Origin of the sequence: Lederbergia citrea, from assembly GCF_018343525.1 — a bacterium.
Classification (GTDB): domain Bacteria; phylum Bacillota; class Bacilli; order Bacillales; family Bacillaceae_C; genus Lederbergia; species Lederbergia citrea.
Genome location: NZ_JAGYPH010000005.1, coordinates 86,206 through 104,131, shown reverse-complemented (window position 1 = coordinate 104,131; position 17,926 = coordinate 86,206). Strand labels below are relative to the sequence as shown.

Sequence of the window (17,926 nt, the reverse complement as noted above, 5' to 3'; positions counted from 1 at the left end):
GGGAAGCTTCTTTTGGGTTATAATGGATATATAAATGTTATTAAGGGGTGTGAAAAATGTACACTTTTCTTACATATTCAGTTTCCCTTTTTGTCATTGTAATATCAGTATTTATTACACTTTTTGTTAAGTATGAACTGGAGCAAATGTTTCGAGAGAAAAAAGATGTGGTTCCTTTTCATATATGTAATGTGGTTATTACATTAATGGTTTCTTGTGGAGCACATGCTGTAATGACTATTTATATCATTGGGAATGAATTCAATTTGATCCTACAATTAGTCATCCTCATGTTCATTATCATACCCATTTATATTTCAGGGCATTTTGCATTTGAGAAATATAAATCAGTTTATCGAAAATATATAAATGCAGATAATGGGAAAGTGATTGTACTTAACGAAAAGTACTTAAAAAAGAAAAAACTGCCTTCAAAACTTAAAAATTATAATGCCATTTCCAAGGAAAAATAAATTAAAGAAATACAAGAGAATATAAAATAAGGGGTTTTCCAGCGTCGAGCAAACTTAGGGAGGGCCTCTTTTTTTATGTCTTTTTTGACGTGTGTATCCTTATGATAGAATATTTAATTCTATAGTTACTTGACAAAGATCATTTACTTAAGTGAACTTACTTACATAAAGTAACCAAAGGAAGGAGATTATGAATATGATTAAAAATGAAATAGGCCAAATTATTTTACGTGTAGGTTTAGGTCTTATTTTCTTCGCTCATGGATTATCGAAATTTCAAGGTGGCATAAATAACACTGTAGGATTTTTTGACAGTATCGTGAGTATGCATCATAACAAAAAGCCTTCCGGGAATAATTCGGAAGGCTTTTCATTTAGATGCTAGATTATAGATTCGTTGACCATAATCCTGCTGATGATTTTACAAGAATACGCTTGTGTAGCTTTAATTGAGAGATCATAACTTCTGCCATATCCTCAGGCTGCATAACTTTTTCCGGATTGCCATCTGTAAGATTGTCGGAAAAGGCCAAATCTAAATCGCCTGACGAACACGATCGAATAAGACGTTGTTTTCAAGGTGAACATGGTTGAAGGTTTCTTTTTCAAGTTGCTCTAGTCGTGCATAAACAGCGCGATATGTCCCACAAGCATCATTTGGAGGAACAAAATTATTAGTGATGTCACGTAGTTCAAACAATAATTTCCCAGCATTCTCATGCTCTTCCTCTAGTTCAAATACACGTGGCCTTAACTCTTCTTTCAGTTCGTCCGTTGGATTACGTAAAAATTCGAGAATGAGGGGGAAAACGTTTTTATCTTCATCTTCCGTATGTTCAAGTAACTCTGTCCGTAATTCCCTAAAAATTTCTTGCACACATAGGAGATGTGGGGATTTCTCCCCGTGCACCCGTGCAACCTTTGTAATATATGGTGAAAGAGCTGGCAGTTCTTCGCGCAAACTTTCATGATAGTTTTCCTGAATGTATGCTACGAGGGTTTTATTCCCAAATGAAGTAGGATCAAACGAATCTCGGCGCTCCTGCTTTATTTCTATTTCTTTAATATGATTTAACACCTCTGCTGGATTAAGATGCCGCGCCTCGGCGGCTTCCTTTAGCGCAATCTTACCACCACAGCAAAAGTCGATGCGCAGTTTTCTAAAGAGATCCGTACTTTGTGGTAGTGCCGAAACGATATCGGCAACATGAGTATCAATTGTCAGTTGAGTCATTGTTTTCATCCTCCATTTCGTATCATTAATGCAATCTTAATGGAAAAACAAAGCCATAGTTGTGATGAAAATCACATTTAAAGCTTAATTATAAAATATAGTATTTTAGGTGCCGGTTAACCCTTATGATAATCATTATTATTAAATATTTGATATTAGGTGGTATTTATGTTAATATATAAGTAGATAAGGGGTGAACGGTATGGAACAAATTAAAATCAATGACCAAATAACTATTCAGAAAATGAATGACCATTACTGTTTAGTTAAAAACAAAAAGGACGATAAGTTAGTAGAGTTGTGCTTCTATAGCGTTGTCGATGCACTAGCATATTCTGCTGAACGCAATTATGTATAATATTATCCGAAGCTAGTCCAAATGAGCTTTCTCATTTGGACTAGCTTTTTTTCTTTTGACAAGGCTGGTATCCCGGCTAATAATCAATACAAAAGACGGCTCAAAAAATAGGTCCGTCTTTTGTATTTCAATCCTCCCAAACAAGAAAGTCTGTCGCTTTTATTGTGGGATGAAAGTGAATCAGATACAGAGTCCTACTAAAAACAAGAAGTTCACGGTACTTAAGTATCTGAATATTTGTTTTGAATATTAAATATATCAGCCAAATGCGGTAGGAGCCACAAGTGTTTTTTTAGCTAAGACTTACGAAAAACATGACAAATCAGGTTTTTGCTTAGGAAGAGTACGCTATATATTGATTTGTTGGATTTTGTCATATTTCCCCGGGAATAAAATCCATTATCGACTATTTCACATAAAAAGTGATATGGCGAATAACGTTAAACAACGAAAGAATTGCATTTTTAAAAGGTCTTCTTTGTTTTTTTCTAGGCAGCATCCATGCTTGATTCGCGATGTGCTGTCTTCTTCGTTCTTCTTGCTTCATCCTTTTCTCTTCTATATAAATGTTTATCATGTTTTATCTCTCCTTTTTCAATACTTCTTGTAATAATTGTAACGAGTATATGGAAGTTGAAAAATGGCAGAGATTATGCATGATACTTCTACTTTTCAAATAAACAATTGGATAATAAACATACATAATTCGTATTCTGAAAATTGTTTGCATGATATATTGAATTTAAGGATGTCACTGTATAGAAAAGTTGAAATGAACGGTAAAAAATTTTCAGCTTTTAACAACTGCAAATAAAAGGGGGATAAACATGTTCCAAATATCGAATGATTATATCTTGTTACGAAAAGCTTTTATTGATGTTAAAGAAAATGAGCCAATCCCTGTTTCAATGGATATGCTATCTAATATTTGGTTCTGTACACCTCGTAATGCAAAAATAATTGTTACCAAAATGGTGAATCATGGATGGGTAGAGTTTGTCTCTGGCAGAGGGCGGGGAAACCGGTCGTTATTAACATTTAAAGAAACACTTGAGGAAATTCTTTTTAACCATGCCATTCATTTTGTTAAGCAAGGTGAATTAAAAGAGGCGCTTGATCAGATCCAATTATTCGGTGAGGAGACAAATGTAAAAGAAAGAATTATGTCGTGGTTATCTGATTACTTTGGTTATAAAGTTGAAAACGAAAAGGATCATCGGATTGAAATACTTCGTTTCCCCATTTCACGCCCGATCACTACCCTTGATCCAGCGCGCATCTATTATGAATTTGATGCACATATAACGAAGCAAATTTATAATACATTGATTGAATATGATAGGAACTACCAAGAAATTAGAGGGGGGCTTGCTCATCATTGGGAATCAAATAAAGATCTGACGAAGTGGGTTTTTTATTTGCGTAAAGGTGTACAATTTCATCATGGTAGAGAACTTTCAGTGGAAGATGTTATGTATTCTTTTACCCGTTTAGGCGATTCACCACATAGATGGTTAGTGCAGCCAATTAAGGAAATGCTGATTCATGATAAATATACGTTGCAAATTAACTTAAATAGTCCCAATTATCTGTTTTCAAATTATTTAGCCTATACACCAATGTCCATTCTCCCCGCTGATCTATGTAAAACAAATGAAGATTTTCCACTTTGTCCAAACGGTACCGGTCCATTTGAAGTTGTTAAAAATAACTCCGACACTTGTTTTCTCGAAGCATTTACCTCGCATTTTGCAGGTAGACCTCAATTGGATAGGATTGAAATTGCAAGGGTGGATAACGAAGCAAATTTATGGAAACTCGATAAACAAAATTTTGAACGCCTGTTTGTTAACCATGATGAATCTTTTAATGATCGTCATACAAAGTGGCAGACAAAGGAGGAAATTTATGCTGGAAGCAGTGTTTTGACTTTGAACTTATCGAAACCGGGACCGCAAAACAGCTTTTATTTTAGAAAGGCGTTTCATAGATTAATAGACAGAGCAAAAATGGTTTCAACTTTAGGAGAACCTCGGATGTACCCATCTAATGGATTTCAATTAAAGGGGCTTCCTTCTGTTATTGATCGTGAATATAATAGCTCCGAGGTTGGTCCGCTGCTTCAGAAGTCAGGTTATTCTGGTGAAGAGGTTCATTTATTTAGTTACAAAAGACATGAACCAGATGCGCTTTGGTTAAGAGAAGAATGTTTAAAACATGGCATCAATTTAGTGGTAAACATAGTAGATTGGGAAGACATGGCTGAAATCCAGTTGATAAAAAATGCAGATTGTATTTTATTTGAAGTTGTATTGGGCGAAAAGGAGATTTCACAAATACATGATTATCAGTTTTCCAATGGATTTATACGTCTTCATTTAGGTGAAGAAATTTCCGGACAAGTGGATATGAAAATAAATGAATTATTAATGGAGCCTAATGCAGCATCGAGAGAGGATAAGTTGTTGGACATTGAGAATCTATTAAAGGAAAACCATGCGGTCTTATTTCTCGTTCATAAAAAACTAGGTGCCACTTTTCATCCATCTGTCCAAGGTGTCCATATGAATTCAAGGGGATGGGTTGACTTTAAGGACATTTGGTTCAAATCAGATAAAGCAAAAGCTGCCTTATCCGAATGAATAATCAGCAGATTGAGCTGGAAAATTAGAAGGCTGATATATAAATCTAGCCCAACTTGAAAAAGGGTGTGAACGAAAGAAGATTTATGGCAAATGAAAATTTTAGAAAAGATTGTGAATTTTTTTACTTAAAGTAATGAAAAACAGATAGAAATTTTATTAATTCTGCCTGTTTTTACTCTTAAAACTATCTCACTTAAATTGGCCTTTGAATCTTTTGGATAGATAAACACGTAGTAGTCTACAAGAGGTGATGGTGATGAGAAAATATGTAGGAATTACTTTTATAGTTTTTAGCTTATTGCTTGCGCTCGGTTGTTTAACAAACTTCGAAGAGGATATGGTCGCCTCCATTGTCGTATTATTTGTCATAAGTCTTCCATTGTACATAATCGGTCATTTACTTAGAACTTCTAAAATGGAAATGAAACGCAATGGCAAACGTTGGCTAGCAATCTATGTCTTTGGTTTCATTATTCTTCCGTTAATATTCTATACATACGAAAAATACTATGATAGCAAGCGGACCACAATATCAGACGGAAATTTTATTTTTTATGAACCGAGTTCCGGTGATTTAGGCGAGCTTTCGATCGGCTTTTTAATGGTACTGCTCTTATTAATACCTATTCGTCTCTTCAGTCCTGAGTTAAAGAGAAAACGACTAATGAGTGTGATTATTATTGGAACTATTTTCATTTATGGTGGTTTTCAATACATAATGTGGTCCGATTATCGGGGAGTGCACAAAGAGCTTGGCTTAGTTACTCAAAATTGGAATGGTAAGAAGAGTGTTCAATCATTCGATGAAATTGAAAAAATTTACGTGCAACCATCCCTGCATATTGGAAAATTAAGTGACCCATCTGATGAAACACAATTTATGTGGAAAATAATTTTTATAGACCAAAATGGTAAGAACATTATCTATCAATTCCGTAGCCTCTCCGAAGATGTACTTGATAGTGCCCTTCAAATTAAGGATATTGCGTATAATAGGCAAATCCCATATGAAGTAATAATGATGAGTAATAAGGAGCGCGAGTGGTTTGATTTTGAATTGATGCTTCTGGAATTGGAGAAGGAACCGTTTTATCATTTTTTTGAGGTACAGGATTCTTAAAAATAAGACGGCTTATCATTCAAAAATTGAATGAGAACCGTCTTATTTTTATATGTTGACTCTGGGCCATTACCTACAGCTTTTTGTACCGAACTATTCTTACCGCTTATTCATCTCACTAGGCACTGAATTATGGCGTTCATTGCGATCCAAGGCTGCAATCTTATCCATATCTGCCTGACTAAGTTCAAAATCAAAAACATTCAAATTTTCTTCCATGCGTGAAGGTGTTACCGTTTTTGGAATGACAAGGACATCTGTTTGAAGATGCCAACGAAGGATGACTTGGGCAGGTGTTTTTCCATATTGTTCGGCCATTTCTTTGATCACTTGATCCTCTATCACTTTCGTACCATTCATTAATGGGCTATAAGCTTCTAAATAAATGCCATGTTGTTTACAAAATTCCTTTAATTCCTTTTGTTGTAAATAAGGGTGGCATTCTACTTGGTTAACAGCCGGCACCACTTCACACTCATCCAGGATTCGCTGTAAATGTTCCATCTCGAAGTTGCAAACACCAATTGCCTTTGCACGTCCATCCTTATAAATTTTTTCTAATGCTTTGTAAGTTTCTACATACGTATCAAACTTTGGTGTTGGCCAATGGATTAAATAGAGATCAACATAATCGAGACCTAGTTTTTCAAGGCTTTCATCAAATGCTTTTAATGTATTTTCATAACCTTGATCCGCATTCCATAATTTGGTTGTAATGAATAGCTCCTCACGAGGTACATTGCTATTTGCTAATGCCTCACCAACTCCAAGTTCATTCCGATAAATTTTTGCCGTATCGATCAAACGATAACCAGTTTCAAGTGCTTGTTCTACTGCATTAGCTGCTTCTTCATTAGGTATTTTCCATACACCATAGCCTAGTTGTGGCGTTCGTATTCCATTGTTTAATGTTATGTAATTCATGAAACCGCTCCCTTCGATAATATTCCCTTTAGTCTATCATATACATATTGAAATTCGAAGTTTAGATATTTATAAATCAAACCAATATTTTCCCTTTTTCCCAATTTGCAAATTCAATCTCCAACATATATTAAATATGAAATTGCATACTTGGTCATATTGCGAATAAATCATACATAAAATCATGTCAACAAGTTAGGACTTGTGCCTTTTGGCATGGGGCCTCAGAGGAGGTTAATTTTTATGAAAAAAGCTTTAAATGTATTTGTTTTACTCTTATTGTTCATGGTACCACTTCTTAGTGCATGTGGTTCAGAAAAAACAGGTAATAATGCGGGGAAGGATTCGGGGAATAAAAAGCACAAAATTGGCATTCTTGCACCGGCTGTTACACACGGTTGGGTTGCTGCGGTTGCATATCATGCAGAAGCTCGTGCTAAAGATCTAGCCAACGATATTGACTACCAGATTCAAACTAGTTCTAATGCTGAAGAGATGACATCACAATTAGATGATTTAATGACATGGGGAGCAGAGGCGATTGTTGCATTTCCACAGTGGGAGGGTATGGAAGTTCCTATTCAGAAGGCACTTGATGCCGGTATTAAGGTTGTGAACTTTGATATTGTGATTGACGCAGATGGTGTGTACCGCGTTTCCGGAGACAACGAGGACATGGGAATTCAAGGGGCTAAATATATCGTAGACAAGATAGGTAAAGAAGGAAATGTTGTGATATTGGAAGTGCCAACATCGGGTTCTGTTTCCGAGTTAAGGAAAAAAGGTTTTGTTGAAACGATGGCAGAAATTGCACCCGATATGAGAATCGAAATGTACGCTACTAAGTTTACAAGGGAAGATGGCTTGAAGGATTTCGCTGATATTTTAACGAGCAATGATAGGATTGACGCTGTTTACTCTATGGACGATGAAACTTCTATCGGTGTACTACAAGCCATCAGTGAAGCAGGCAGAAATGATATTAAAGTAGTAACTGGTGGTGGCGGTATGCAGGAATATTTTAACATGATGCCAGAAAATGAAGATATATGGATTGAGTCAGCTCTTTACAGCCCGGCTATGGTAAAGGATGCTGTCGATGTTGCTCTTAAACTTTTAAACGGTGAAGATGTTGAAGAGGTGAAGGTTATTCCAACAACAGTAGTAGATAGAGATAACTATCAGGATTTTCTTGACGGAAATTCTCCTTACTAAGCCTTAGGAAAGAGGGATTATGGGGCTGCTATAGTCCCTCTCTTTTAACAAAATGATGGAAGTGATGTCATGATCATTGAGATGAAAAACATCAGAAAGTCCTTCGGAAGCAATGATGTACTTAAAGACATATCTTTTACAATAAAAGGCGGTGAAATCTGCGCTTTACTAGGTGAAAATGGGGCAGGGAAATCAACACTCATGCATATACTTGGCGGAGTTTTTTCAATGGATTCAGGCTCAATCATGATAGATGGAAAATCAGTCGATTTTAGCAGCCCAGCACAATCACAGGAAACGGGAATCGCATTCATCCATCAGGAACTGAATTTGATTAACGATTTACCGATCTATGAAAACATGTTCCTAGGCAGGGAATTGAAAACGAAAAGAGGAAGTCTAGACTTAGATAGGATGTTTCAAGAAACAGAAGAAATGTTTAAAAAAATGAACGTGGACTTGGATCCGAAAACGATGGTTCACGACCTTGATGCTTCCTATAAACAAATCGTTGAAATATGCCGGGCGATGATGACGAATGCATCAATCATCATTATGGATGAGCCTACCACTTCATTAACGGATCCGGAAATTGAACGCGTTTTTACAATGATGAAAACGTTGAAAGAACATAATGTGGGGATCATTTTTATCTCCCATAAATTAAATGAAGTGATGGACGTATGCAATCGATATGTTGTGCTCCGAGATGGCAATCTTGTGGCAGAAGGGAACGTCAGTGATGTAACGACTAAAACCCTAGCCCGTTTTATGGTGGGCTATGATGTAAGAAACATAGCGCTAATTAGAGAGAAAAAATTAGGATCTGAGATCTTACGAGTAGAGGGGCTTACATACAAATATACTTTTAGGGATATTTTTATTTCTATCAAAGCGGGTGAAATCGTTGGTGTGACCGGGCTTCTCGGCGATGGTAGAAGTGAACTCTTTCAATCTATTTTTGGAGCAAATAAAGTTTCATCAGGGGAAATATGGTTAAACGGAAAAAAAGTAACGATCAAAAGTACAACACAGGCTATAAATGAAGGAATTGCATATCTTCCACGTAACAGGAAAGAAAATGCCATCATTAAGGATATGAATATCATAGAGAATGCGTCGATTGTCACTTGGCCTAAATTTGCCAAGCGAGGGGTTATAAATGCGAAAAAGCATCAGGAAACATTTGAAAATCAACGCCAAGCTTTAAGAATAAAGATGGAAAAGCTGACCGACAGCATTACGAGTCTTTCTGGTGGAAATCAGCAAAAGGTTATCCTAGCCAAATGGTTAGCGTCAAATCCTCAACTGCTTATTTTAGACAACCCCACCCAAGGTGTCGATGTCGGAGCAAAAGAAGATATTTACGATATCATTTTGCAACTTGCGGGTGAAAACATTGCAATAGTCGTGCTATCCAGTGAAGCGTCTGAAATTATACGTGTATGTGATCGGGCACTTGTTATGTATCATGGAGTCATTCAAGGGGAAGTTGCTGGCGAGGTAATGAATGAGCATAATATCATGAGTCTTGCTACGGGTGGGCAACTAACTTGAGTATGGGAGAGGAGTGCCAATGATGAATTCTGTCAGTGTAAAAACTCATCGAAGCTTCTTTGAATGGTTTAAATATAAATGGACGAGCGAACCACTGTTTAGCACGGCCATTGCACTTATCATCATGATTATTTTACAAACATTGGTCTTGGGCTTTGATTATGATTCAGTTGGCAGTTGGTTTCAATCGTGGATCAATAACTGGATAAACATTTTAAGAAATAATGCGGGGGTTGGAATCATTGCTCTAGGCATGACTTTTGTGATCATGACTGGGGGCATTGATTTAGCCGTAGGTTCTACTTTAGTTGCGAGTGGTGCTTTCACCATGATCCTTCTTGATACTGGTACGAAAGGAATCTTGGGAAGCTTGGGAATAACGGGATTTTCAGCATTTGTTATTACCATCATGGTAGTTCTACTTTTTGGATATTTGCTTGGGTTACTAATAGGTGTAACCATTACAAGGGGAAATGTCCCCCCCTTTATTGCTACATTGGGTGCGATGATGATATTTAGAAGTGTGACACAGCACTTTATGCAAGGGTATAATCCGAAGATACCAATGGAGTTTTTACAGATTGCTAGTTTTAAAATTGGAAATTACATGATCATGCCGATTATTTATTGGGCGGTCATTGCTTATATTCTTTACTATGTATCTAAGCGAACCACCTTTGGAAGACACATCATTGCAGTCGGATCGAATGGAAGAGCTGCAAAACTTTCCGGTGTCAATGTGGAAAAAGTCAAGCTGCGTGTGTACGCACTTATGGGAATACTCGTTTCAATTGCGGCGATCATTCAAGTTTCTCGAATTGGTTCAATGGATTTTTCTAATGCCGGCAGGGGAATGGAAATGGATGCCATTGCAGCAGCTGTAGTTGGTGGTACTAGTATGATGGGGGGAAGAGGATTCATCCTAGGAACCATGTATGGTATGTTGATCATCGCTGTGATGAACAATCTTTTGAATCTATTTGGAGTGCCGCCGTTTTTGCGGGAGGCATTTAAAGGGATCATTGTGATTGCGGCTGTGCTTTTGCAGAGGAAGGAAAAAACTTCTTAAAGGGGGAGGGGATAGAAATCTTGTCCCAGTACTTACGCAATTTGAAGGCTTCGGGGTAGAGTAAACACTATCGCACTTTTTCTTGGGAGCCGATTCGTTTATAAGGACGGTTATCTATTGAAAAGAGACAAAACGGGACTCATGGAGCGTTCATGAGTACAGTAATATGGGAAATCATGACCAAACGTGACTCATGAAGCGTTCATGAGTACAGTAATTTGCGAAATCACGACAAAACATGACTCATGAAGTTCTCATGAGTACAGTAATATGGGAAATCATGACAAAACAGTACTCATGGAGCGTTCATGAGTACAGCGACATGGGAAATTATTAATAGCTTGATGTGATTTAACACCTCCCACTATAACTATAAAAACCTCTTTCCAATCTAATAGTGACGGAAGGGGTTTTTTATGTTCATAAAAGAGTGACATGTTTAACGTAGCCGCGGGTGGTTAAAATATTTGAAACAGATTTAAAAGCGAAGGCTCTCTTCTGTTTTAGCAAAACAACGGGGGAATGAAAATGTTTGATCCAACTATTTTTGAGAATTTAAAAGTGGCATTTGAAAATCATATCTATGATCTTGATAATATCGATCGCAAAATTACGATAGTGAACAGGGCCGACCGAATGGACTTTGCTATTCTGGCCAGGGAGTTATCCATTCAATTCTCATTGGTTGACCAACCAGATGTAACAGCCGAAGTTGTATTGGAAGCTTCCCTAAAGGATTTGGCAGAGGAGATATTAGAGATTCCTGAGGCAAAGCCGGGTTGTTCCCTATTATTGCGATTTAACAAGCGCGTTCACAATGTAAGCACCCAGTGCGAACAGATCGGGCAAGCACTATACGAAGTTTGGGAAAATGATATCCAGTTAACTCAAACGGTGAGCTTCGTATATAAGCAAGAATCTTCCGGACTCATGAATAACATAGAAGTTAAATTCGAGTCCAAACTTAATGAAGATAACATGTGGGAAATTACTCCTTTTCTTAATCATGTCCTAAAAACGCTGGAGGTATTGAATAGGATATAAGGCTGGTGTCAGGTTCCTTTATCTCGGCTATTTTGTTTCCTCCAAAAATCCCCAAAAAATGTTTTAAATCTTCAACTTGAAGGTTTATTCCATCAATCAGCAGTGGTTTTTACACTAAAATTACGTTCAATGTGCATTTTTGCATGCTTGCAGGGAAGGTTAATTTAATAACCAGTAGAGCATAACAATTAGGCTTAAAATAAGGAGGGATAAAATGGCGAAAAATGACATCGACCAAACTAGCGAGGGGTTAAACCAAATATTAGAAATTATTAACGCAAAAGGGGATAAAGGAGAATTAGAAAAAATAGTGGAAAGGCCTACAACCGATCACGGCCCAGAAAAGGGAGATGTTTAATCGAAATTATAGACCCGTTTTTCATTAATAATTAATATGCCAGTCCCCTATGCTTTAGCACATTACCGCACCGGGGGTCAGACCCCAAATTAGACCCCAAATTATAGTCGATCGACTTAATTAGAAAAAGCCCGGCGCTGACCGGGCTAATTATTATTCCTCATTAGCTTCCTCTGTTTTCTCTTTAGATAAAAACCAACCACCTAAAGCAATAAGAAGCATCACTGACCAAAAGATTGACTTCCAAATGATTCCTTCGACAAAATCATGAGAAATAATGTTCACTGAAGGATGAGCAAGAGTATGCATTAATAACTTAACCCCAACCCAACCAACTAATAACATGGCGGCTTTTTCAAGACTTGGGCGTTTTGTCAATAACCTAACGAAGAGTCCCGCTGCAAATCTAATAACAATTAGACCTGCAATTGCACCTATTACAATCACAATAAATTTAGCGCCATCCATGCCACCAATATTACCCATAGGCGTGTCAGGTAGGTCAATGACTAGAGCTACTGCTGCTAAAATAGAATCAACAGCGAACGCGATGTCTGCTATGGCAATTTGAGCAACAGTCATACGATAGCTCTTTCCTTTTTTATTATTATCTTCATTGTTCCTTTTTAGTAAATGTTTTACAGCGATGAAAATTAAATAAGCAGCTCCAATCGCTTGAACTTGCCAAACGTGGAAAAGGAACGAAATAATAAAAATGGCACCAATTCTAAATATAAAAGCTAAGAGCAAACCAATATTAATAGCCTTTTTTTGCTGTTCTTCTGGTAAATGCTTTGCCATTATAGCTAGAACTAAAGCATTATCGGCGGATAATAAACCCTCTAAAAGAATCAAGATCATTAAAACCCAGCCATACTCTAATAATAAAGATAGTTCCATCCTGTCCTCCTGAAATTTGCCCTTTCCTTTTTCACTATATTAGAGTATGGAACATCAGAGTAATTTTTAATCATTGTATTCTAACCATTGATAATCGTGGAGCCTATATAAATAACCAATTTTTTAGAATAGGAAGTCCACCCATCAGTCTGCGACCTGGTGGGTGGACTTTTTAACGACAATCCGTTTTTAGGTTTTGTGAAAATATATTCTAACAAACATGATATAATTTTACACAGAAGTATTTTAACTTAACGAATATAAAAGAACACAATTATGAATAAAGGACTTGCCCGAGCCAATTCAATTTCCCTTTGAATGAGTAATAAAGGATGGGTGAAGATGTTTAATTTAGTGCCATTAATGCTTGAAAAAGTAGGAATTATCGTCATTGTTGCTTTTTTGTTTTCGCAAATGAAATCATTTCGTAAAATCATTCAAAACAAGCACAATACAAAAGAGAAAGTGATGCTTATTTTCCTCTTTGGTGCATTCGGGATCATCAGTAATTATACAGGGGTAGAAATTGCTCAAAATACAATTGCAAAAACTGGCTGGCTTTCAGAAATACAGCCTGAGAATGCATTAGCAAATACAAGGGTGATGGGAATCGTCATAGGAGGTTTGCTGGGAGGACCCATGGTAGGCGTCGGTGCCGGCCTAATTGCAGGAGTCCATCGTTATATGCTTGGTGGATTCACTGCGTTTTCTTGTGGGATTTCTACAATCATAGCTGGAATTGTGGCTGGATATTTGGGAAGAAGACGAAAACAGAATGGGAAAAAAATCACGGCAACCTTTGCTGTCTTGATCGGAATGATAATGGAAGCCCTGCAAATGCTGATTATTCTTTTAACAGCTAAACCATATGAACAAGCGTGGAATCTTGTCCAACTCATTGGCTTTCCGATGATTTTCGTCAATGGGTTTGGAACATTGCTGTTCATGTTCATCATTCAATCAATCATGCGGGATGAAGTACGCGTACGTGCAAACCAGACGAACCGTGCCTTTCAAATTGCCGATCAGACCCTGCCTTTTTTTCGACAAGGATTAAACACTCATTCTTGCAAGGAAATATCAGAAATTATGCTGGAACTAACGGATGCTGATGCGGTTGCAGTAACAGATGATCATCAAGTCTTGGCACATGTTGGCGCCGCTTCTGATCACCATACACCTAAAGCCAACCTTGCGACTGGTTTGACGAAGAGAGCACTTGAAAGCGGCAAGATATTAGTCGCAAAAACAAAAGAAGAGATATTCTGTTTTCAAAGTCACTGTCCTTTAGAAGCCGCGATTGTTCTACCTTTAAAGGTAAAGAACAAAATCGTCGGTACATTAAAAATGTACTATTCCCAGCCTGAAAAACTAGATAAGGTGCAGCAGCAATTAGCAGAAGGACTTGGAAATCTATTCTCTACGCAACTAGAGCTTGCCGAAGCAGAACGGCAGACGAAGCTGTTGCGGGATGCAGAAATTAAAGCTTTACAAGCACAAATCCATCCGCACTTTTTATTCAATAGTATCAATACAATCTCAGCACTTTGCCGCACAGATGTAGATAAAGCTCGTAAATTACTGTTAGAGTTAGGTTCGTTTTTTCGCGGAAATCTCCAAGGTGCAAGGCAGATGCTCATCCCTTTGGAGAAAGAATTGGAGAATGTTAGGTCCTACATCTCATTGGAACAGACTCGTTTTCCAAACAAGTACTTCATTACTTTTCAAATCGAACCTAACCTAAATAAAGTACTTATTCCACCGTTTACTTTACAGCCCTTAGTAGAAAATGCGATTCATTATGGTTTTCCAGGCAGCAAAAATCAGGGGGACATCACAATCAGGATTTTTACCAAAGATAATAAATTACATATTATTGTAGTCGATAACGGAAAGGGAATTCCGGAAGAAAGAATCAGAGTGCTAGGTAAGCAAGTAGTGAATTCGAAAAAAGGAAATGGAACGGCAATTTTTAATATAAGCGAGCGTCTAAATGGAATTTATAGTGGTCAAGCCAGTTTAACAATCAAAAGTCAAGTTGATTTTGGAACAACCATATCGATATCCATTCCGCTCGGTAGTAAGGGAGTTTTTGATCGAGATGTTGAAAGCTTATATAGTGGATGATGAACCATTAGCAAGAGATGAATTAAAATACTTGCTTATCCGGAGCAAGGAAGTAGAAATATTAGGCGAAAGTGATTGTATCGAGGATGCAATGGCAGACATAACTGCGTTAGAACCAGATCTTGTTTTCTTGGATATTGAACTGGCTGAGGATATTGAACTGGCTGAGGATAATGGGCTGAGCCTGGCTAAGCAATTAGTAAAACTTGATCCGAATCCAGCCATTGTCTTTGCAACAGCCTATGATGATTATGCGCTGCAAGCTTTTGAATTAAATGCAGTCGATTATATTTTAAAGCCATTCGATGAAAGTCGTATTCAAAAAACATTAGAAAAAATCAAGAAAATGCAAAAGATCGGCAATGAGGATCCTCCTAGCCACCCAGTTATGAGTAACGACCGGAATGGAAAAATAGCTATTTTAGTAGATGAGAGAATAGTTTTATTAACATATGAAGATATTCTATATTTGGAATCTAGCGAAGGGAAATGTACCATCAAAACGATAGAACAAGAATACATTGTTAGTGATGCACTTGTCGTATTGGAGAAAAAGTTAAATAAAGCCCAATTTTTCCGTGTTCATCGTAGTTTCATTGTAAATTTGGACCATATCATAGAAATAGAGCCTTGGTTTAACTCAACATATAATTTAATCATGAAGGACGGCTCTAAAGTTTCGGTTAGCCGGACCTATGTAAAGGAATTGAAACAGCTTCTTGGCTTCTGAATCATTTGTATTTCATCTGCCGATTTATGCACTTCACCTTTCCATTTTTGTATTTTATGATGAAAATGAAATAAATCCGCTTTCATTTTGTATGATAAATTACATACAAAAGAATGGTTGGTGAATGAATAAATGAATGCGATTTCAATCGTTGTTGGTTCAATCTGTATTCTCTTAATTGCTTATCGTTTATATGGTACCTTCATGGCCGCAAAGGTTTTGAAGCTTGATGATTCAAAGTTGACTCCGGCCCATAAATTAGAAGATGGGCAAGATTATGTACCTACGAACAAATGGGTTACATTTGGCCATCATTTTGCGGCAATCGCCGCAGCAGGTCCGTTAGTTGGTCCAATTTTAGCAGCTCAATTCGGTTATTTACCAGGATTGCTTTGGCTTTTAATAGGGGCGGTCATCGGTGGAGCAGTCCACGATATAGTTGTTCTTTTTGCATCTATGCGGAGAGAGGGAAAGTCTTTATCTGAGGTGGCGAAAGAAGAACTCGGTCCTGTCGCAGGATTCTGTACAGGATTAGCCATGTTATTCATCATCACTATTACAATGGCAGGGTTGTCATTAGTGGTACTAAGCGCATTAGAAAGAAATCCATGGGGAACATTCGCGGTAGGAATTACGATCCCGATCGCAATGGCAGTTGGTTTGTATCATAAAAAAACAGGAAACTTAAAACTTGCGACAACTGTTGGTTTCGCTTTAATTATGTTGGCCATCATTTTTGGACCAAACATTCAAGGCACATGGTTCGGCGATTTATTAACACTTGAAAAAAGTACACTTGCTCTTCTACTCCCGACATATGCGTTTTTTGCTGCCGCGTTACCAGTCTGGTTATTGCTGGCACCGCGAGATTATTTAAGTACATTCATGAAAATTGGGGTTTTCGTTGCATTGATCATTGGGGTTTTCATTGTAAACCCGTCTGTTCAATTCCCGGCATTTACAGAATTTATTAATGGCGGCGGTCCAATTATTGCAGGCCCAGTTTGGCCATTTATTTCCATTACGATTGCATGTGGGGCGATCTCAGGTTTTCACGCATTCGTCGGTTCCGGTACAACACCGAAGATGATTAATCGATGGAGCGATGTGAAAGGTGTTGCTTTTGGTGCAATGCTTGTTGAATGTTTAGTTGCGATCATGGCTTTAATCGCAGCGGTATCCTTGCAGCCAGGAGATTATTTTGCAATCAATTCAACTCCAGAGAAATTCGCAACTCTCGGAATGGAGACTGTACATCTAGAAAAACTAAGTGAAGAGATAGGAATGGATCTAGAAGGAAGAACAGGGGGAGCTGTTACACTTGCTGTAGGGATGACGTACATCTTCACAGAAATTCCGCTTTTTGAAAAACTGGCATCCTACTTCTTTCAATTTGTTATTCTATTTGAGGCTGTCTTTATCTTAACAGCCATAGATTCGGGGACAAGAGTTGCCCGTTATCTCATCCAAGATTTCTTTGGTGACTTTATTAAACCGCTAAAACGTACTGATTCTCTGCTAGCGAATATTTTTGCCAGTGCATTAGCCTGCTTTATCTGGGGATATCTCCTTTACTCCGGTGACATCAGTTCCATATGGGCATTATTCGGAGTTTCTAACCAATTAATGGCTTCGATCGGCTTGATCGTTGGTGCGACAGTTGTCCTCAAGATTGCTGAAAAGCGTTGGTACATGCTGACATGTTTAGTTCCTCTTGCTTACCTATACGCAACTGTAAACGTAGCAGGATACTGGATGGTTAAAAACGTCTACTTTAATGCAGAAAACCCAGGTTTTAACGTACTAAACGGTGTTCTTTCCATTATCATGCTTATTCTTGGATTTGTGATTATCGTTACTTCCATTAAAAAATGGATTCAGCTATGGAAAATTCCACAGGCCATACTAGTAGAACAATCGAAACGGGAAGTAGCCTAACAAAGGGCTGTCTAAAAAGCCCCTAAACTGATCATAAAGACAGAGTTGTCTATTTTTCTCCTTTCTAGTTTTCATGAACGATTACTTTATAGATAGCCTCCTTTATAACGTAGAAATAAGCTCATATCCCGTACATCTATAAAATAGACATCAAAATTATGAAAATATTTCTTTTCAATATAACCGATTTTCTTTATGATAAAGAATATCAAAATATTGAAAGGATATGTCATC

General features: G+C 37.5%; 17 protein-coding genes and 1 pseudogene. 13 read left to right on the top strand and 5 right to left on the bottom strand.

Annotated elements, in window-relative coordinates:
- Nucleotides 1-56: 56 nt before the first annotated feature.
- Both KHA88_RS19620 and KHA88_RS19615 read left to right on the top strand, forming a co-directional pair.
- Complete coding sequence (locus KHA88_RS19620; RefSeq protein WP_213099881.1) at nucleotides 57-473, top strand: hypothetical protein; 417 nt, start codon at nucleotides 57-59, stop codon at nucleotides 471-473.
- A gap of 196 nt (nucleotides 474-669) precedes the next feature.
- On the top strand, nucleotides 670-858 hold the full coding sequence (locus tag KHA88_RS19615; RefSeq protein ID WP_213099882.1) for a DoxX family protein: 189 nt from the start codon (nucleotides 670-672) through the stop codon (nucleotides 856-858).
- Between the two features lies 1 nt (nucleotide 859).
- On the opposite strand, the pseudogene KHA88_RS19610 reads toward KHA88_RS19615, so the two are convergent.
- Together KHA88_RS19610 and ric are read right to left on the bottom strand one after the other, a co-directional pair.
- Nucleotides 860-1,009: pseudogene (locus KHA88_RS19610) on the bottom strand (short chain dehydrogenase); the annotation flags it as partial.
- Nucleotides 1,009-1,707 carry an iron-sulfur cluster repair di-iron protein gene (gene ric / locus KHA88_RS19605; RefSeq protein ID WP_213122692.1) on the bottom strand — a complete coding sequence of 233 codons (699 nt, stop codon included), beginning with the start codon at nucleotides 1,705-1,707 and terminating at the stop codon, nucleotides 1,009-1,011. The gene ric and the pseudogene KHA88_RS19610, both read right to left, overlap by 1 nt.
- A 202-nt stretch (nucleotides 1,708-1,909) precedes the next feature.
- On the opposite strand from ric, the gene KHA88_RS19600 reads away from it, so the two are divergent.
- Nucleotides 1,910-2,065, top strand: coding sequence for a hypothetical protein (locus KHA88_RS19600; RefSeq protein WP_213122691.1), 156 nt, complete (start codon nucleotides 1,910-1,912; stop codon nucleotides 2,063-2,065).
- 406 nt (nucleotides 2,066-2,471) lie between these two features.
- On the opposite strand, the gene KHA88_RS19595 is transcribed toward KHA88_RS19600, so the two are convergent.
- Entirely contained in the window at nucleotides 2,472-2,642 is a 171-nt protein-coding gene (locus KHA88_RS19595) for a hypothetical protein (protein WP_213108738.1), read from the bottom strand.
- A 250-nt stretch (nucleotides 2,643-2,892) separates the two neighbouring features.
- Here KHA88_RS19595 and KHA88_RS19590 point away from each other — a divergent pair, with 250 nt between their 5' ends.
- Together KHA88_RS19590 and KHA88_RS19585 are read left to right on the top strand one after the other, a co-directional pair.
- Nucleotides 2,893-4,707, top strand: coding sequence for an ABC transporter substrate-binding protein (locus KHA88_RS19590; protein WP_213122690.1), 1,815 nt, complete (start codon nucleotides 2,893-2,895; stop codon nucleotides 4,705-4,707).
- A gap of 259 nt (nucleotides 4,708-4,966) precedes the next feature.
- Nucleotides 4,967-5,830, top strand: a complete 864-nt coding sequence (locus tag KHA88_RS19585) for a hypothetical protein (protein WP_213122689.1) — start codon at nucleotides 4,967-4,969, stop codon at nucleotides 5,828-5,830.
- 99 nt (nucleotides 5,831-5,929) lie between these two features.
- On the opposite strand, the gene KHA88_RS19580 is transcribed toward KHA88_RS19585, so the two are convergent.
- Nucleotides 5,930-6,754 (bottom strand): aldo/keto reductase, encoded by an 825-nt coding sequence (locus KHA88_RS19580; RefSeq protein ID WP_213122688.1) that lies wholly within the window; start codon nucleotides 6,752-6,754, stop codon nucleotides 5,930-5,932.
- A gap of 243 nt (nucleotides 6,755-6,997) precedes the next feature.
- Here KHA88_RS19580 and KHA88_RS19575 point away from each other — a divergent pair, with 243 nt between their 5' ends.
- The 5 genes from KHA88_RS19575 to KHA88_RS19555 all read left to right on the top strand — a co-directional run bounded on the left by KHA88_RS19575 (nucleotide 6,998) and on the right by KHA88_RS19555 (nucleotide 11,997).
- A complete protein-coding gene (locus KHA88_RS19575; RefSeq protein ID WP_213108734.1) occupies nucleotides 6,998-7,969 on the top strand; it encodes an ABC transporter substrate-binding protein in 972 nt (323 codons plus the stop codon).
- Between the two features lie 81 nt (nucleotides 7,970-8,050).
- Nucleotides 8,051-9,526, top strand: a complete 1,476-nt coding sequence (locus KHA88_RS19570; protein ID WP_249313341.1) for a sugar ABC transporter ATP-binding protein — start codon at nucleotides 8,051-8,053, stop codon at nucleotides 9,524-9,526.
- A 22-nt stretch (nucleotides 9,527-9,548) separates the two neighbouring features.
- A complete protein-coding gene (locus KHA88_RS19565; protein ID WP_213122686.1) occupies nucleotides 9,549-10,595 on the top strand; it encodes an ABC transporter permease in 1,047 nt (348 codons plus the stop codon).
- Between the two features lie 528 nt (nucleotides 10,596-11,123).
- The gene (locus KHA88_RS19560) at nucleotides 11,124-11,639 is read left to right on the top strand and encodes a hypothetical protein (protein WP_213122685.1); all 516 of its coding nucleotides are present in this window, start codon (nucleotides 11,124-11,126) and stop codon (nucleotides 11,637-11,639) included.
- A 214-nt stretch (nucleotides 11,640-11,853) separates the two neighbouring features.
- Nucleotides 11,854-11,997 carry a hypothetical protein gene (locus tag KHA88_RS19555; RefSeq protein ID WP_213108730.1) on the top strand — a complete coding sequence of 48 codons (144 nt, stop codon included), beginning with the start codon at nucleotides 11,854-11,856 and terminating at the stop codon, nucleotides 11,995-11,997.
- Nucleotides 11,998-12,150: 153 nt separating this feature from the next.
- On the opposite strand, the gene KHA88_RS19550 is transcribed toward KHA88_RS19555, so the two are convergent.
- Nucleotides 12,151-12,897, bottom strand: coding sequence for a TerC family protein (locus tag KHA88_RS19550; RefSeq protein ID WP_213099893.1), 747 nt, complete (start codon nucleotides 12,895-12,897; stop codon nucleotides 12,151-12,153).
- Between the two features lie 342 nt (nucleotides 12,898-13,239).
- Here KHA88_RS19550 and KHA88_RS19545 point away from each other — a divergent pair, with 342 nt between their 5' ends.
- The 3 genes from KHA88_RS19545 to cstA all read left to right on the top strand — a co-directional run bounded on the left by KHA88_RS19545 (nucleotide 13,240) and on the right by cstA (nucleotide 17,692).
- Nucleotides 13,240-15,024 carry a sensor histidine kinase gene (locus KHA88_RS19545; RefSeq protein ID WP_213108728.1) on the top strand — a complete coding sequence of 595 codons (1,785 nt, stop codon included), beginning with the start codon at nucleotides 13,240-13,242 and terminating at the stop codon, nucleotides 15,022-15,024.
- Nucleotides 14,999-15,754 carry a LytR/AlgR family response regulator transcription factor gene (locus KHA88_RS19540; RefSeq protein WP_213122684.1) on the top strand — a complete coding sequence of 252 codons (756 nt, stop codon included), beginning with the start codon at nucleotides 14,999-15,001 and terminating at the stop codon, nucleotides 15,752-15,754. Before KHA88_RS19545 ends, KHA88_RS19540 begins: the two co-directional genes overlap by 26 nt.
- 132 nt (nucleotides 15,755-15,886) lie before the next feature.
- On the top strand, nucleotides 15,887-17,692 hold the full coding sequence (cstA, locus tag KHA88_RS19535; protein WP_213099896.1) for a carbon starvation CstA family protein: 1,806 nt from the start codon (nucleotides 15,887-15,889) through the stop codon (nucleotides 17,690-17,692).
- The last annotated feature ends 234 nt before the right edge of the window (nucleotides 17,693-17,926 follow it).

Coding starts and splice junctions, on each gene's coding strand:
- KHA88_RS19620 (WP_213099881.1), top strand. CDS start 57: ATGTACACTTTTCTTACATATTCAGTTTCCCTTTTTGTCATTGTAATA.
- KHA88_RS19615 (WP_213099882.1), top strand. CDS start 670: ATGATTAAAAATGAAATAGGCCAAATTATTTTACGTGTAGGTTTAGGT.
- ric (WP_213122692.1), bottom strand. CDS start 1,707: ATGACTCAACTGACAATTGATACTCATGTTGCCGATATCGTTTCGGCA.
- KHA88_RS19600 (WP_213122691.1), top strand. CDS start 1,910: ATGGAACAAATTAAAATCAATGACCAAATAACTATTCAGAAAATGAAT.
- KHA88_RS19595 (WP_213108738.1), bottom strand. CDS start 2,642: ATGATAAACATTTATATAGAAGAGAAAAGGATGAAGCAAGAAGAACGA.
- KHA88_RS19590 (WP_213122690.1), top strand. CDS start 2,893: ATGTTCCAAATATCGAATGATTATATCTTGTTACGAAAAGCTTTTATT.
- KHA88_RS19585 (WP_213122689.1), top strand. CDS start 4,967: ATGAGAAAATATGTAGGAATTACTTTTATAGTTTTTAGCTTATTGCTT.
- KHA88_RS19580 (WP_213122688.1), bottom strand. CDS start 6,754: ATGAATTACATAACATTAAACAATGGAATACGAACGCCACAACTAGGC.
- KHA88_RS19575 (WP_213108734.1), top strand. CDS start 6,998: ATGAAAAAAGCTTTAAATGTATTTGTTTTACTCTTATTGTTCATGGTA.
- KHA88_RS19570 (WP_249313341.1), top strand. CDS start 8,051: ATGAAAAACATCAGAAAGTCCTTCGGAAGCAATGATGTACTTAAAGAC.
- KHA88_RS19565 (WP_213122686.1), top strand. CDS start 9,549: ATGAATTCTGTCAGTGTAAAAACTCATCGAAGCTTCTTTGAATGGTTT.
- KHA88_RS19560 (WP_213122685.1), top strand. CDS start 11,124: ATGTTTGATCCAACTATTTTTGAGAATTTAAAAGTGGCATTTGAAAAT.
- KHA88_RS19555 (WP_213108730.1), top strand. CDS start 11,854: ATGGCGAAAAATGACATCGACCAAACTAGCGAGGGGTTAAACCAAATA.
- KHA88_RS19550 (WP_213099893.1), bottom strand. CDS start 12,897: ATGGAACTATCTTTATTATTAGAGTATGGCTGGGTTTTAATGATCTTG.
- KHA88_RS19545 (WP_213108728.1), top strand. CDS start 13,240: ATGTTTAATTTAGTGCCATTAATGCTTGAAAAAGTAGGAATTATCGTC.
- KHA88_RS19540 (WP_213122684.1), top strand. CDS start 14,999: ATGTTGAAAGCTTATATAGTGGATGATGAACCATTAGCAAGAGATGAA.
- cstA (WP_213099896.1), top strand. CDS start 15,887: ATGAATGCGATTTCAATCGTTGTTGGTTCAATCTGTATTCTCTTAATT.